Annotated in this window: 3 protein-coding genes; 1 reads left to right on the plus strand and 2 read right to left on the minus strand. The window is 61.0% G+C overall.

The window, feature by feature from the left end; all coding sequences use genetic code 11:
- The first annotated feature begins 3 nt into the window (after positions 1 to 3).
- Positions 4 to 11,859, plus strand: a complete 11,856-nt coding sequence (locus CLM72_RS11990; protein ID WP_105226585.1) for a non-ribosomal peptide synthetase — start codon at positions 4 to 6, stop codon at positions 11,857 to 11,859.
- 144 nt (positions 11,860 to 12,003) lie between these two features.
- Here the strand turns inward: CLM72_RS11990 and CLM72_RS11995 are convergent, their stop codons facing one another.
- Positions 12,004 to 14,445 (minus strand): TonB-dependent siderophore receptor, encoded by a 2,442-nt coding sequence (locus CLM72_RS11995; RefSeq protein ID WP_105226586.1) that lies wholly within the window; start codon positions 14,443 to 14,445, stop codon positions 12,004 to 12,006.
- 118 nt (positions 14,446 to 14,563) lie between these two features.
- A complete protein-coding gene (locus CLM72_RS12000) occupies positions 14,564 to 16,216 on the minus strand; it encodes a cyclic peptide export ABC transporter (RefSeq protein ID WP_019816834.1) in 1,653 nt (550 codons plus the stop codon).
- Positions 16,217 to 16,275 lie beyond the last annotated feature (59 nt).

Genomic DNA, 16,275 nt, shown 5'->3' on the forward strand with positions numbered 1-16,275 from the left:
ACCATGCTTTCCAACCCTAATATCGACCTGGTGTCGCGCTTTCTTCGCTTGCCTCTGGAGCAGCGCCAGCAGTTTTACCAGCGCCTGCAAAGCCGGGGCATGAGTTTCGCTCAACTGCCGATTGCTCCCACCCGCCACGACAGCGACACACCGACGTTGTCTTACGCCCAGGAACGCCAGTGGTTCCTCTGGCAACTGGACAAGGACAGCACCGCCTACCACATCCCTGGCGCCCTGCGTTTGCACGGGCACTTGGACCTGGCAGCGTTGCAACGTAGTTTCGACAGCCTGCTGGCACGTCATGAAAGCTTGCGCACGCAACTGGTCGAGGACGGTGAACGCCTGTGGCAGGCAGTGATGCCGCAGGCGCGGGTGCAGATCCAGCAGGCGCATGTCGACCAAGCGCAGTTGATGGCGCGGGTGGAAGAGGAGGTGGCGCGGCCGTTCGATTTGCACCAGGCGCCGTTGTTGCGTGTCACGTTGTTGCAACTGGCCGAGGATGAACATGTGCTGGTGATGGTGCAGCACCACATCGTCTCCGATGGCTGGTCCATGCAGGTGATGGTGGAGGAACTGGTGCAGCTCTACGCCGCCCATAGCCAGGGCCATGACCTGCAACTCCCGGAACTGCCGATCCAGTACGCCGACTACGCGCTGTGGCAACGCGGCTGGATGGAAGCCGGGGAACAGGCGCGCCAACTCGCGTATTGGCAGGCCCTGTTGGGCGGCGAGCAACCGGTGCTGGAATTGCCGCTTGACCGCCCGCGCCCGGCGCAGCAAAGCCATCGCGGTGCAAGCCTGCAGGTGCATCTGCAACCGACGTTGGTGGCGGGCCTCAAGCGCCTGGCGCAGCAAGAGGGCGTGACCGCGTTCATGCTACTGCTGGCGTCGTTCCAAGCCCTGTTGTATCGCTACAGCGGGCAGTCGGATATCCGCATTGGCGTGCCGAACGCCAACCGTAACCGCGTCGAAACCGAGCGGCTGATCGGCTTCTTCGTCAATACACAGGTGCTCAAGGCTGACCTCGACGGGCAGATGAGCTTTGCCGAACTGCTGCAACAAACCAAACGCCGCGCCTTGGAGGCCCAGGCCCATCAGGACCTGCCGTTCGAACAACTGGTGGTGGCGTTGCAGCCCGAGCGCAGCTTGAGCCACAACCCATTGTTCCAGGTGATGTTCAACCACCAGACCGAGGCCCAGGGCGGCCGCGAAGGCCAACAGTTGCCGGGCCTGCGTGTGGTGGAACTGGACTGGGACAGCCAGACCACCCATTTTGACCTGAGCCTGGACACCCATGAATCCGCCGACGGGCTTTGGGCCGCGCTGACCTACGCCACCGACCTGTTCGATGCCGCCACCATCGAGCGCTTGGCGCAACATTGGCAGCACCTGCTGCAGGCGGTGGTGAGTGCACCCCGCAGCCGCCTCTGCGAACTGCCGATGGCGAGCGCCGCTGAGCAACACAGGATGCTCCAGGATTGGAACACCCCGGCTGGTGTCACCCCCTTTGAGGCTGTACACCGGCTGTTTGAAGCCCAGGCTGATCAGCAGCCGGAACGTCAGGCCCTGGCCCTGGATGAGCAGGCCCTCAGCTATGGAGAACTGAACCGTCAGGCCAACCGCCTGGCGCATTACCTGCTGGCTCAGGGCGTCGGCCCCCAAGGGCTGGTGGGGATCGCCGTGGAGCGCTCCTTTGCCATGGTGGTCAGCTTGCTCGCGGTGCTCAAGACAGGAGCGGCCTATGTGCCGCTGGACCCTGAGTACCCCCGCGAACGCCTGGCGCATATGCTTGAGGACAGTGGTGTGGGCCTGGTGTTGACTCAATCGCACCTGCATGGGCGCCTGCCGTTGCCGGCCCAGGTGCTGGCGGTGGACATCGACCGGGTCCAGGCGCAGTTGGCGTTGTGTGCCGACAGTAATTTACCGGTTGATGTCGAGCCCCAGAGCCTGGCGTATGTGATCTACACCTCCGGCTCCACCGGCAAGCCCAAGGGGGTTGCCATCAGCCAGGCTGCACTGAGTGAGTTTGCTGGCATCGCGGCGGATTACTCGCAGCTGGTTGCCCAGGACCGAGTGTTGCAGTTTGCCACCTTGAACTTCGACGGTTTCGTCGAGCAGCTGTACCCGGCGCTGACCCTTGGTGCCACCGTGGTACTGCGTGGCCCGCAGTTGTGGGACGGTGCCGAGCTGTACCGGCAGATCATCACCCAGGGCGTTACCCTGGCCGACTTGCCCACGGCCTACTGGAAGCTTTTCCTGCAAGATTGCCTGGCAGCAGGCCCAAGAACCTATGGTGCCTTGCGCCAGATCCATATAGGTGGCGAAGCCATGCCGTTGGACGGCCCGCTGTTGTGGCAGCGCGCCGGGCTTGGCCATGTGCGCTTGCTCAATACCTACGGGCCTACCGAGGCCACCGTGGTTTCCAGCGTGCTGGACTGCACTGACCCGAGCGCCGTCGGCGCCGGCGGTGCCAGCCCCATTGGCCGGGCGCTACCAGGGCGTGGCCTGTATGTGCTGGACCGTGACCTGAACCTGCTACCGCTGGGCGCCGTGGGTGAACTCTATATCGCCAGCGCCAATGGCTTGGCCCGTGCGTATTTGCAGCGGCCAGGCCTGACCGCCGAGCGCTTTGTCGCTGACCCGTTCAGCCCATCCGGCGAGCGCCTGTACCGCACCGGCGACCTGGCGCGCTATCGCGCCGATGGTGTGGTGGAGTATGTCGGGCGGGTCGATCACCAGGTCAAGGTCCGTGGTTTTCGCATAGAACTGGGTGAGATCGAAACCGTGCTGCTGGCCCAGGACAGCGTGCGTGAAGCGCTGTTGCTGGCTGCCGACAACCAACTGCTGGCCTACCTGGTACCTGCGCAGACGCTGTCTGAAACCGAGCGCGCCGAGGTGGGCGAACAGCTGATGGCCACCTTGCGCGACCACCTGCCGGACTACATGGTGCCGGCGCACCTGATCTTCCTCGACCGCATGCCGCTCAACCCCAACGGCAAGCTGGATCGCCAGGCCCTGCCCAAGCCAGATGCCAGCGTGGAACAACAGGATTGGCGGGTGCCGGTCACCCCGTTGCAACAACAGGTGGCGGCGATCTGGGCGGCTATTCTGGGGGTCGAACGGGTGGGCTTGAACCAGCACTTCTTCGAACTGGGCGGGCATTCCTTGTTGGCGATGCAGGTGGTGTCACGCATCCGCCAGACCCTGAGCCTGGAAGTGCCGCTCAAAGCCGTGTTCGAACACCCGCGGCTGGAGGCGTTTGTCGCGGCCATGCAAGCCCAGGAGAGCCCATCGCCAACGGCGCCGGCCCTGCTGTCGGCCGGGCGCGTGCAGCCGTTACCGCTGTCTTACGCCCAGGAGCGACAATGGTTTCTCTGGCAACTGGAACCCCACAGCGCGGCGTATCACATTCCCAGCGCGCTGCGCCTGAAAGGGCAATTGGACCTGGCTGCGTTGCAACGCAGTTTCGATAGCTTGCTGGCGCGCCATGAAAGTCTGCGCACCCATATCCGCCAGGATCACGACGGCGCGGTGCAAGTGATTGAGCCGCCAATGTCCTTGCCGATCACCCAGGCTGATGTCGATGACGCCCAGCTCAAAGCCAGGGTGCAAGCGCTGATCGCCCAGCCGTTCGACCTGCAACAAGGCCCGTTGCTGCGAGTCACGCTGTTGCGCCTGGCCGCCGACGAGCATGTGTTGGTGTTGGTGCAACATCACATCGTCTCCGATGGTTGGTCGATGCAGTTGGTGGTCGAGGAACTGGTGCAGTTGTATGCCGGTTACAGCCAGGGCCAGGACGTGCAGTTGCCGGCGCTGCCGATCCAGTATGCCGACTATGCCGTATGGCAGCGCAGTTGGATGGACGCCGGTGAAAAGCAACGTCAACTGGCCTACTGGCGTGAACTGTTGGGCGGTGAGCAGAGCGTGCTGGAGTTGCCGTTCGATCATCAGCGCCCGGCTGTGCAGAGCCACCGCGGCGCACGCCTGGCATTCGAGCTGACGCCGGAACTCACTCAGGGGCTCAAGGCTTTGGCCCAACAGCAGGGCGTGACCCTGTTCATGTTGTTGCTGGCATCGTTCCAGACCTTGTTGCACCGCTACAGCGGCCAGGAAGAAATACGCGTCGGCGTGCCGATTGCCAACCGCAATCGCAGCGAGACCGAGCGCTTGATTGGCTTCTTCGTCAACACCCAGGTGCTCAAGGCCGATGTGCATGGGCAGATGAGTGTCGAGCAGTTGCTGCAGCACGTTCGGCAACGCGCCCTGCAAGCCCAGGCCCACCAGGATTTACCGTTCGAACAACTGGTCGAAGCCCTGCAACCTGAGCGTAGCCTGAGCCACAATCCGCTGTTCCAGGTCATGTTCAATCATCAGACTGACGTCGGCCAGGCTCAGGTTCAGCACCAATTGCCAGGGCTGCGGGTAGAAGGCCTGGACTGGGACAGCAAGACCGCACATTTCGACCTGGACCTGGATATTCAGGAGTCCACCGAAGGTATATGGGCCACTTTGGGTTATGCCCAGGACCTGTTCGAAGCCAGCACCGTGCAACGCATGGCGCGTCACTGGCAGAACCTGCTGCAAGGTATGGTCGCCAACCCACGACAGCAGCTCAGCCAGTTAAGCCTGCTGGACGCGACCGAACAACAACAGATCCTGCAACTGTGGAACCGCACGGAGTCTGGCTTTTCGGCCGAGCGCCTGGTGCACGAATTGGTCGGCGATCGCGCCCGCGAAACCCCGGACGCGGTGGCGGTGAAATTCGACGCGCAAACCCTGACTTACGGCGAACTGGATCGCCAGGCCAACCGCCTGGCCCATGCCTTGATCGCCCGTGGCGTCGGCCCGGAAGTGCGGGTGGCCATCGCCATGCCGCGCAGTGCCGAGATCATGGTGGCGTTCCTGGCGGTGATGAAAGCCGGCGGTGTGTATGTGCCGCTGGATATCGAATACCCACGTGATCGCCTTCTGTACATGATGCAAGACAGCCGCTCGAAATTGCTGTTGACCCATTCGGCCGTGCAACACCGGTTGCCGATCCCGGACGGCCTCGACGCCTTGGCGGTGGATCAGGTGCAAGCGTGGGCGGATTACAGCGATACGGCCCCGACTGTGGCGCTGGACGGCGACAACCTCGCCTACGTGATCTACACCTCCGGCTCCACCGGTTTGCCCAAGGGCGTGGCGGTGTCACACGGCCCGCTGGTGGCGCATATCATCGCCACTGGCGAGCGTTATGAAACCTCACCGGCCGATTGCGAACTGCACTTCATGTCGTTTGCTTTCGACGGCTCCCACGAAGGCTGGATGCACCCGTTGATCAACGGCGCCAGCGTGTTGATCCGTGATGACAGCCTGTGGCTGCCGGAATACACCTACGAGCAGATGCATCGCCACAACGTGACCATGGCGGTATTCCCACCGGTGTACCTGCAACAGTTGGCCGAACATGCCGAGCGCGATGGCAACCCACCGCCAGTGCGGGTGTACTGCTTCGGTGGTGATGCCGTTGCTCAAGCCAGCTATGACCTGGCGTGGCGCGCGCTGAAACCTAAATACCTGTTCAACGGCTACGGCCCGACCGAAACCGTGGTTACGCCGCTGCTGTGGAAGGCACGCAAGGGCGACCCCTGCGGAGCCGTCTACGCGCCCATCGGCACCTTGTTGGGTAACCGCAGCGGTTATGTCTTGGACGCGCAACTGAACCTGCAACCCATCGGCGTGGCCGGCGAGTTGTACCTGGGCGGCGAGGGCGTGGCGCGGGGTTATCTGGAGCGTCCGGCACTGACTGCCGAGCGTTTCGTGCCGGACCCGTTCGGCAAGCCCGGCAGTCGCGTGTATCGCAGCGGCGACCTGACTCGTGGGCGTCCGGATGGCGTAGTGGATTACCTGGGGCGTGTGGACCATCAGGTGAAGATCCGTGGTTTCCGTATCGAACTGGGGGAAATCGAAGCGCGCTTGCGCGAGCAAACCAGTGTCGGTGAAACCGTGGTGGTCGCTCAGGAGGGGCCGACCGGCAAACAACTGGTGGCCTATGTAGTACCACTGGACCCGACGCTCCTGGATGATGCTGTCGCTCAATCAAACGGTCGCGAAACGTTGCGGCGCGCCTTGAAAGCCCGCTTGCCGGACTACATGGTGCCGACGCACTTGATGTTCCTTGAGCGTATGCCACTGACCCCTAACGGCAAGCTCGACCGCAAGGGCTTGCCGCTGCCGGATGTGAGCCAGATGCAGCAGGTGTATGTGGCGCCCGAGAGCGAGTTGGAGCAGAAGATCGCCGCGATCTGGTCCGATGTGCTACGCCTGCCACAGGTGGGCCTGCATGATAATTTCTTCGAGCTGGGCGGCGATTCGATCATTTCGATTCAACTGGTCAGCCGCGCCCGCCAGGCGGGTGTGCGTTTCACGCCCAAGGAGTTGTTCCAGCATCAGACAGTGCAGAGCCTGGCGACGGTCGCGAGGGAAGGCGACGGTGTGGTGCAGATGGATCAGTCGCCGCTGACTGGCGATTTGCTGTTGTTGCCGGTGCAACACAGTTTTTTTGCCGATGAGATTCCCCAGCGTCATCACTGGAACCAATCTGCGGTGCTGCAACCGCACCAGCCGTTGCAGGTACCGCTGTTGTTGGCCGCACTGCAGGCGTTGATCGTGCATCACGATGCCTTGCGCAGCACCTTTGTCGAGGGCGCACAGGGCTGGAGCGCGGCCTACCGTGGTCCGGATCAGCACCAGGCTGAACAGGTGCTATGGCAAACCACATTGAACAGCGTCGAAGAACTTGAAGCCTTGGGCGAAGAGGCCCAGCGCAGTCTCGACCTGGGCGCAGGCCCGTTATTGCGTGCGGTGTTGGCGCAGTTGGCCGACGGTTCACAGCGCTTGTTGCTGGTGATCCATCACTTGGTGGTGGACGGTGTGTCGTGGCGCATTCTGCTTGAAGACTTGCAAAGCACGTATCAGCAACTGGCCCAAGGCGCCCCTGTGACACTGCCAGCCAAGACCAGCGCCACCCGCGCCTGGGCTGCTCGCCTGCAGACCTACGCCCACAGCCCGGCGTTACAACACGAGCTGGTTTGGTGGCAGACGCAATTGCAGGGCAGCCCGGTCGGTTTGCCGGGCGCCGATCCACAGGCGAGCCTGAGCAACCAACTGGCCCTGAGTGTGAGCACACACCTGGATGCCACCTATACTCGGCGCTTGCTGCACGACGCGCCGAGTGCCTATCGCACCCAGATCAATGACCTGCTGTTGACTGCTCTGGCGCGAGTTATTACGCGCTGGAGCGGCGAGGCTTCGACGTTGATCCGGCTTGAAGGTCATGGCCGCGAAGATCTGTTCGATGACATCGACCTGACTCGCACTGTCGGTTGGTTCACCAGCCTTTACCCTGTGCAACTGGTACCGGCCGATTCCCTGGCTGCCTCCCTCAAGCGCATCAAGGAGCAGCTGCGAGCCGTGCCCGACAAGGGCCTGGGGTTCGGTGCCCTGCGTTACCTGGGTAATACCGCAACGCAACAGGCGTTGGCGGCCTTGCCGCAGCCACGTATCACCTTCAACTATCTAGGGCAGTTCGATGCCAGCTTCGACAGCGGCGAACAGCCAGGACTGTTCACGCCGACCGCTGATGCCAGCGGTGCCGAGCAAAGCCTGCAGGCACCTTTGGGCAACTGGCTGGAAATCAACGGTCAGGTCTATGGTGGCGAGCTGAAGTTGAACTGGAGTTTCAGCCAGGCGATGTTCGGTGAAGCAACCGTCAAATGCTTGGCCGACGACTATGCCTTGGAACTCAAGGCTCTGATTGATCATTGTTGTGAGTCGGCGCATCAGGGCGTGACGCCGTCGGACTTCCCGTTGGCGCGGTTGTCCCAGGACCAGTTGGATGGCTTGGCACTGAACGTGGCTGAGGTCGAAGACCTGTACCCATTGTCACCCATGCAGCAAGGCATGCTGTTCCAATCGCTGTACGGCGAGGGTTCGGGTGACTACATCAACCAGATGCGCATTGATGTGCAGGGCCTGGATGTGGCGCGCTTCCACCAGGCCTGGCAGGTGGCGGTGCAACGCCACGAGATCCTGCGTAGCGGTTTTGTCTGGCAGGCGGAGCTTGAACAGCCTTTGCAGGTGGTCTACAAGCGGGTGCGCCTGCCGTTTATGGCGTTGGATTGGCAGACCCGTAAGGACTGCAACCAGGCCCTGGATGAGCTGGCCGAGTCGGCACGCACCCAAGGTTTTGTCCTGGAGCAGGCACCGCTGTTGAGCTTGACGCTAGTACGCACGGGGGCGATGAGCTACCACCTGATCTACACCAATCACCATATTTTGATGGATGGCTGGAGTGGTTCGCAGCTGTTCGGCGAGGTGTTGCAACAGTATGCCGGTGAGCCGCTGCCAGCGCCGACCGGGCGGTACCGCGACTACATCGCCTGGCTGCAGGCACAGGACAAAGCCGTCAGCCAGGCGTTCTGGCAGGCGCAACTGGTCAACTTGCAGGCGCCCACGCGCCTGGCCGGTGCCGTAGAGACTGAGGTGGATGCGGCCCAGGCGGTCAATGGCGAGCATCGCTTGAGCCTGGATGCTGCGCAAACCGAACACCTCAAAGCCTTCGCCCAACGTCACAAGGTGACCCTCAATACCCTGGTGCAAGGCGCCTGGTTGTTGCTGTTGCATCACCACACCGGGCAAGCCACCGTAGCATTCGGCGCCACGGTAGCAGGGCGTCCGGCGGAACTGCGTGGGATTGAACAGCAGGTCGGCTTGTTCATTAACACGCTGCCGGTGGTGGCGACGCCGGATGCGCAAATGTCGGTCAGCCATTGGCTGGAGCAACTTCAGCAACAGAACGTTGGCTTGCGTGAGCATGAACACACGCCGCTGTTCGAGATCCAGCGTTGGGCCGGGCTGGGTGGAGAAGCGCTGTTCGACAGTATCCTGGTGTTCGAGAACTACCCGGTGTCTGAGGCGCTGGAGCAGGGCGCACCGTCGGGGCTGCGTTTTGGCGCAGTGCACAGCCTGGAACAGACCCACTATCCATTGACCGTGTTGTTGGCTATAGGCCAGACACTGGGCTTGGAGTTCAACTACTCCCGCCAGGCTTTCAGCGGCGCGCATATCCAGCGCTTGGCCGAGCACTTCCAGCAGTTGCTGCTGGCCCTGGCCAGTGACGGCAGTCAACGCCTTGGCGCGTTGCCCTCAGTGGCGCAGGCCGAGCGGCAGTGGGTATTGCATGATTGGAATGCGACTGCGGTGGATTACCCGCTGGATCAAGCGGTCCACACGCTGATCGAGGCTCAGGCGCTGCGTACACCGGATGCACCTGCCTTGATTTTCGCGGGGCAAGCCTTGAGTTACAGCGCGTTGAACGCCCGGGCCAATCGCCTGGCACATCGCTTGATGATGGCCGGGGTTGGCCCGGATGTGCTGGTGGGGCTGGCGGCAGAGCGCTCGGTGGAGATGGTGGTTGGCCTGTTGGCGGTGCTCAAGGCCGGTGGCGCTTATGTGCCGCTGGACCCTGAGTATCCTCGTGATCGCCTGGCCTACATGCTGCAGGACAGTGGTGTGCAACTGCTGTTGACCCAGGCTCATCTACTGGCGCAACTGCCGGTTCCCGCCGGTGTACAAACCCTGGTGCTGGAATGTGGCGATACCTGGCTGGAAACCTTCAGCAGCCACAACCCGAATATCCCGGTGCACGGCGAAAGCCTTGCCTATGTGATCTACACCTCCGGCTCCACCGGTCAGCCCAAGGGCGCTGGCAACCGCCATATCGCGCTGACCAACCGCCTGTGCTGGATGCAACAGGCATATGGGCTCACGCCGCACGACAGCGTGTTGCAGAAAACTCCGTTCAGCTTTGACGTGTCGGTGTGGGAGTTTTTCTGGCCGCTGATGACCGGCGCGCGTCTGGTAGTGGCGGCACCGGGCGATCATCGTGATCCAGCCAGGCTGGTACGGCTGATCAACGAGCAACAGGTCACCACGTTGCATTTCGTGCCTTCCATGTTGCAAGCGTTCTTGCAAGACGCGGCGGTTACTTCATGCCAGAGCCTGCAACACATCGTTTGCAGTGGGGAGGCGTTGCCTGCGGATGCCCAGCAACAGGTGTTCGCCAAATTGCCTCACGCCGGCTTGTACAACCTGTACGGCCCTACCGAAGCCGCTATCGACGTAACCCATTGGACCTGTGTCGAGGAAGGTCGCGACGCCGTACCCATTGGCCGACCCATTGCCAACCTGGGCTGCTACGTGCTGGACGACAACCTGGAACCTGCGCCAGTGGGTGTGCTGGGCGAACTGTATTTGGGCGGTATTGGCTTGGCGCGGGGTTATCACCGCCGTGCGGCGCTTACCGCCGAGCGGTTTGTGACCGACCCGTTCGGCAGCGGCACACGTCTGTATCGCACCGGTGACCTGGCGCGTTATCGCGATGATGGCGTGATTGAATATGCCGGGCGCATCGATCACCAGGTCAAACTGCGCGGCCTGCGCATAGAGTTGGGCGAAATCGAAGCGCGCCTGCTGGAGCTCGACAATGTCCGCGAAGCCGCGGTGCTGGCGGTGGACGGTACCCACCTGGTGGGTTACCTGGTGCTGCAACAGCCCCTTGAAGAGTGGAAGGCATGGGTGGTTGCACACCTGGCCGAGCAGTTGCCCGACTACATGGTCCCGGCGCAGTGGGTGGTACTGGCGCAGATGCCGTTGAGCCCGAACGGCAAGCTGGACCGTAAGGCGTTGCCCAAGCCAGAGGCTCACGGTGCCGCGCAATACCAAGCGCCCGTGAGCGAGATGGAGCAGCAAATCGCGGCGGTCTGGCGCGAGGTGCTGGAGGTGGAGCGCGTGGGGCTCAACGACAACTTCTTCGAGCTCGGTGGCCATTCATTGCGAGTGCTGATGCTCAAGGAGCGAATTCGCAAGGTCAGCGGCGTGAACCTGTCTGTCAGCCAACTGATGCTTAACCCTACTGTGGCGGGACAGGTCAAATGCCTGCAGGGCAATAGCCGGTCTTCGTTGATCGTCAAGCTCAACCAGCAGACGCAAGGCACGCCGTTGTTCCTGTTCCACCCAAGCTTCGGCTCGGTGCATTGCTACACCGCGATTGCCCTGGCCTTGCGCGAGCAGCGCCCGGTGTTCGGGGTCATGTGTCGTGCCTTGGCCGAAGAGGGCGCCACGGTGCCGCAATGGCAGGTAATGGTCGAGGACTACACCGCGCAATTGTTGGTGGCCCAACCCCAAGGTGCGTTCCGCGTGGGTGGCTGGTCATTGGGCGGCAACCTGGCGATGGAGGTAGCCTACGGCCTGGAGCAAGCCGGCCGAGAAGTGGAGTTTGTCGGCTGGATCGACGCTGCGCCGCCGCAATGGGTCAAACCCTATTGGGACGCAGTGGTGGTCGAGGACGCTCGCGAGATCTCAGCCAATGAGCGCCGCGCAGCGTTGCTGGGGGTTATGTTTCCTGAGTTCGCCGAGTCCATCCAACACGCCTGGCAGCAATGCCAACGGGATAGCGAGGATGAAGCGGGACAATGGCAGGAATTTGTGAACTGGGCTGAACAGTCTTTGGGCGAAGCCTTCACGGTGATCAAGGATGAATTACTGCGTGGCAATGAGGCGCAGATTTCCTGGGACGTTGACCGGGCACTCAGTGAGCGTTTGCTGCAAGCTGACTTCAAGCCGATCAAGGCGCCCGTCACTTGTTGGTGGGCGTCCATGAGCCGGGCAGGGCGCTTCAAGGACCTGATCGAGCAGCAAATGGCAACGGTGATCAGCCAAGGGCGCATCGAGCGCTCAGTGATGATTGAGACCGATCATGACGGCATTATCGACAGCGCGGTGTTTATCAGCAGTTTGGTAGAGGCGTTGAGGTAAGCCGCCGCTCAATCACAAAAACCCGGATCCAGTGTCCGGGTTTTTTATGCTCCAATCCCTCTTCGCCAGTATCTCTGCACGCGCAAAAAAAAGCCCGGTGAGCATGGGGCGCTCACCGGGCGTTTGATTGATCGACGCGTGGAATCAGAAGTCCCAGCGCGTGCTGACCATCACATTACGTGGCTCACCGTAGGCGGCCGAGTTATAGAAGCCCACGTTGGTGTAGTAAGACTTGTCGAAGATGTTGTTGAAGTTGACGGTAGCCGACAGGTTCTTGGTGACCTGGTAGCGGGTCATCAAGTCCACCAACCAGTAGGACTCCTGGGTGATGTCCTGGTTTTTCTCAAGTGGCCCGTTCCAAATCTCGTTCCAACCTTTGGTCTGCCAGCGTACACCGCCACCGATGGTGAACTTGTCCAGGTCGCCCTTGAGTTTGTAGGTGGTGTTCAGGTTGACCTGATGCTCGGGTTCGAAGGTGGAGAGTTTCTTGTCGTCTTCGTCTCGTACGATCTTGTGGGTGTAGCCACCTTGAAGTTGCCAGCCTGGGCTCAACTCACCGGAAATTTCCGCTTCGTAGCCTTTGGTGACGGCCTTGGAGCTCTTGAACGCCCAGTTGTTCGGGGCAGGTGTCTGGTTGTTGTAGGCATCATCCGAGATGGGGCGATTAGTCTCATGCACTTCGAAGTAAGCGATGCTGGTGTTGAGGCGGCCATCGAAAAACTCGCCCTTGAGGCCCAACTCGTAATTCTGCCCTTCGTCTGGCTCCAGCAGCTTCTCGTTACGGTCCTTATAGGTGCTTTCCTGAGGTTGGAAGATATCGGTGTAGCTGGCGTATACCGAGAAGTTGTCGTTGAGGTCGTAGATCACACCGGCGTAAGGAATGAACCGCCCGGTTTCCTTGTAGGAAGGGTTGTTGCCAGTCACGTGATAGTTGGCCACGCGCCCACCCAGGATCACGTTCAGGTCGTCAATCACGTTGAAACGCGCGGTCAGGTAATACCCGGTTTGACGGATAGTGTCGTCGATGTGCTGTTGGGCAGGGCCGTAAATAGGCTTGGCGATATGGCCGTTCCAGTTATAGAAATCGACCTTGTTACCGCCAGGCCATTCCGGCGACCAGTACCCCTTGCCTTGCCAGCGTGAAGTGCCGATCGAGCCGCCCACCACCAGTTCATGCTCGCGGCCAAACAGGCTGAAAGGGCCGGTGGCGTAGAGGTCGGCCGAGGTGCTCTTGGTCTCGCCGGTGTATTTCTGCCCGTTGATCTCAGCGGTGCCATCTGCTGCCGGCTGGACGAATTGGATCGAACCCAGATCGGCGTGGTAGCCGTTGATCTTGTGGTCAAGCTGGAATTTGGTCACCCAGCCGTCGCCCAGGTCATGCTCGAGCATGGCAAAGGCGGTACGCGTGTTTTGCTCCCACGAGCTCCAGGTGGTGCCGTTGTTGTAGGAGCGCGGCATTTTGTTGATGCTGCCATTGGAGTTGACCAGCGGGAAGGAGCCGGACCAACTGGAACCCTGCGGAATGTTGTCCTGGTAATCGAAGCCCACCGTCAGCATGGTATCGGGAGACAGGTCGAACTCGGTGATGCCGTAGTAGGTTTCGGTCTTGCGCGAGTAGTGGTCCATAAAGGACTTCTTGTCCTGATACGCAGCGACCGCACGGCCACGGATATTGCCGCTGTCGGTCAAGGGGCCACTGACATCCACTTCGCTGCGGTAGTTGTCCCAGGAACCCGCCCCCAATTGCACATGGCCCTTGAATTCCGCGGTTGGCTTCTTGCGGATCAAGTTGATGGTCGCACCCAGGGAACCGGCACCGTTGAGCAGGCCGGAAGCGCCCTTGAGGACTTCAACACGGTCGTAGATCGCCATGTCGCTCAGGGTGTTGCCCGCCGAATAGCCGACGTTACGCACAGTCGATGGAATACCGTCGTACTGGAAACTATTGACCGAAAAACCACGGGAATAGTAGTTGGTGCGGTCGGAGTCGTAGGCGGAAACGGTGATGCCCGGCGTATGGCGCATCACGTCATCCATGTTGTTGAGGCCAAAATCCTCGATGTGCTGGCGAGTCACCACAGTGATCGACTGCGGAGTCTGCCGTGGGGTCAACGTCAAACGTGTAGCCGTGGCAATTGTGCCAGGCGTGTAGGAACCAGAACCTTCGGTGACGTTGCCCAAGTAGTTGGCGGTCACTTGCGTCGGGCTCAGCTCCAGCCCACCACCGCTGCCAGCAGCAGTGACGGTCAAGGTATTGCCATTGAGGTTATAGGTGGTCTGGCTACCGGCCAGCAATGCAGCTATGGCCTGCTGCGGCTGCATCTTGCCCTTGACGGCGGGGCTGTTCTTGCCCTGCACATCGCCCGGGCTGTAGAGCACTTGTACATTGGTCTGGCGGCCAAATTCCTGCAGTGCGCTCCCCAGCGACTGCGCAGGAATATTCAACTCGATCTCTTGGGCCTGCACATAGCCTGCAATCGGCATCGACACAGCCAACGCCAAGGCACTGGGCAAGAGGTTGATGTTCAGGGCCCGGCGCATGGATAGCGCTTTGCTCAGGGGGCTGAGACCGAGTCGTGCTGGCATGGATGCTTTCTCTTCTATGTTTTAAGTGGGCAATTCTAAGTGTTTATTGAGGTTAGTTCTCATTACCACTAGTGAGACGTTCCTACTTCGCAAAACCGGAAAAAATTATTCCGGTACTTCATGCAGGCTCCATCTCATGCACCACCTGACCGGCACGCAGGCGCACCAGATGATCGGCGATGTCGAAATAACGATCATCGTGGCTGATCACGATGATGGTCTTGCCCAGGCGTTTGAGGTCCGGCAGCAGCTCGGTGTAGAAGATGCGGCGGAAGGCCGGGTCCTGGTCGGCGGCCCACTCGTCGAACACCAGTACCGGACGCTCTTCCAGCCAGGCATTGACCAGGGCCAGGCGCTTGCGTTGGCCGGTGGACAGGTCAGTGGTGCTGAACACGCCGTCCTTGACGCTGACCTTGTGCGCGATTTCCAGGCGCTCAAGGTATTGGGTGGCGCTGTCCAGGGACTGGGTGGCGCTGCCTTGTACCAGGTCATCGAACAGGTAATAGTCGGAAAACACCGTGGTGAACAACTGGCGATAATCGTCGCGCTCTGGGTCGGTCACCGCTGTACCGTTGAGCAGGATCTCACCCGCCTGAGGCGGATACAGGCCCAGCAGCAGCTTGATCAGGGTGGTTTTGCCGCTACCGTTCTCGCCCACGACAAACACGATATCGCCTTGCTTGATGCTCAGGTTGATCGGCCCCAGGTGGAACGGTTGGCTGCCTTCAACCGCTGGCGGGCTGTAGCTGACGCCGCGCAGTTCAAGGCTGTTGACCACAGGCTTCGGCGCTTCACTGTCGTCCATCAACAAGTGGGGTTCGGGCGAAGAAAAGCGCTCAGACAGTTCGCTGATGCGCCCGAAGGCAATCTTCGCCTTGCCAACCACGGGCAAATAGCCCAGCAGGTGTTCCAACGGGCCTTTCATATACAGCAGTACCAGCACGAAGCCGGTAATCACGGTGGGGTCGGGGTTGGGGTTGTAGGCCTGCATTGCCAGGGCCAGGCCGATGACCACGAAGAACAGCATCGAGCCAAAGGTCTTGGCCAGGATATAGATGTTGACTGAACGCACCTGGATATCGCTGATGCGGTCTGCGGTTTCCTGGATGCGGTGGGTGTTCATGCGAAACCGCCGCGGACGGTGCATGCGCAGTTCCTTGGCTCCCGAAGCAATCGCATTGTAGTAACGCTGCAATTCATCTTCGTGGCTACGGGCCAGATCGAAGCCCTGGATGCCTTTGCCGCCCGCGATGAATTGCACGGCGCTGCCGATGATGATTGCGACCACCATCATCAGGAACATCGGCACGGACAGGTAAGCCAGGTAACCCAGGCATCCCAGGGTAACGGTGGCGGCGATGGCCAGGGGCGTGAAGGCAAAGGAAAAGTCGCTGATGGTGTCCACGTCGTGGGTCAGCACCGGGATCAGGCGGTGAGAGCGATATTGCTCGATCTGCCCGATGGGCGCTGACAGCACCTTTTCGCCCAGGTCCTTGCGCAGGGCGGCAATGATCCGTTGCCCGACGTAGTTGGTGCCGATGTCGGAAATGATCGAGCTGACCAGCGCCACCACGCACAACGCGGCGAAGGTCAACACCACACCCTGAGTCATCCCCCCCGCCGAATGCAGGGCATTGTTAATCGTCGCCAACAGCAAGGTAATGGCCAAGCCGCCCGCCATGCCAAGGGCGACGGAGACCGTCACGATGGTGCGAAAGGGCCTGAGCAATGCGAGCAAACCTTTGAAGGCGCCGCGCTTGGGGTCGGTCATAAATACTTCCCGGAAAGTGAAAAGAGGGGGCTGGGCACACAGACCCTTACCCATGACAA

Origin of the sequence: Pseudomonas sp. MYb193 (genome assembly GCF_002966775.1) — a bacterium.
In the GTDB taxonomy this organism is placed as follows: Bacteria; Pseudomonadota; Gammaproteobacteria; order Pseudomonadales; family Pseudomonadaceae; genus Aquipseudomonas; species Aquipseudomonas paracarnis.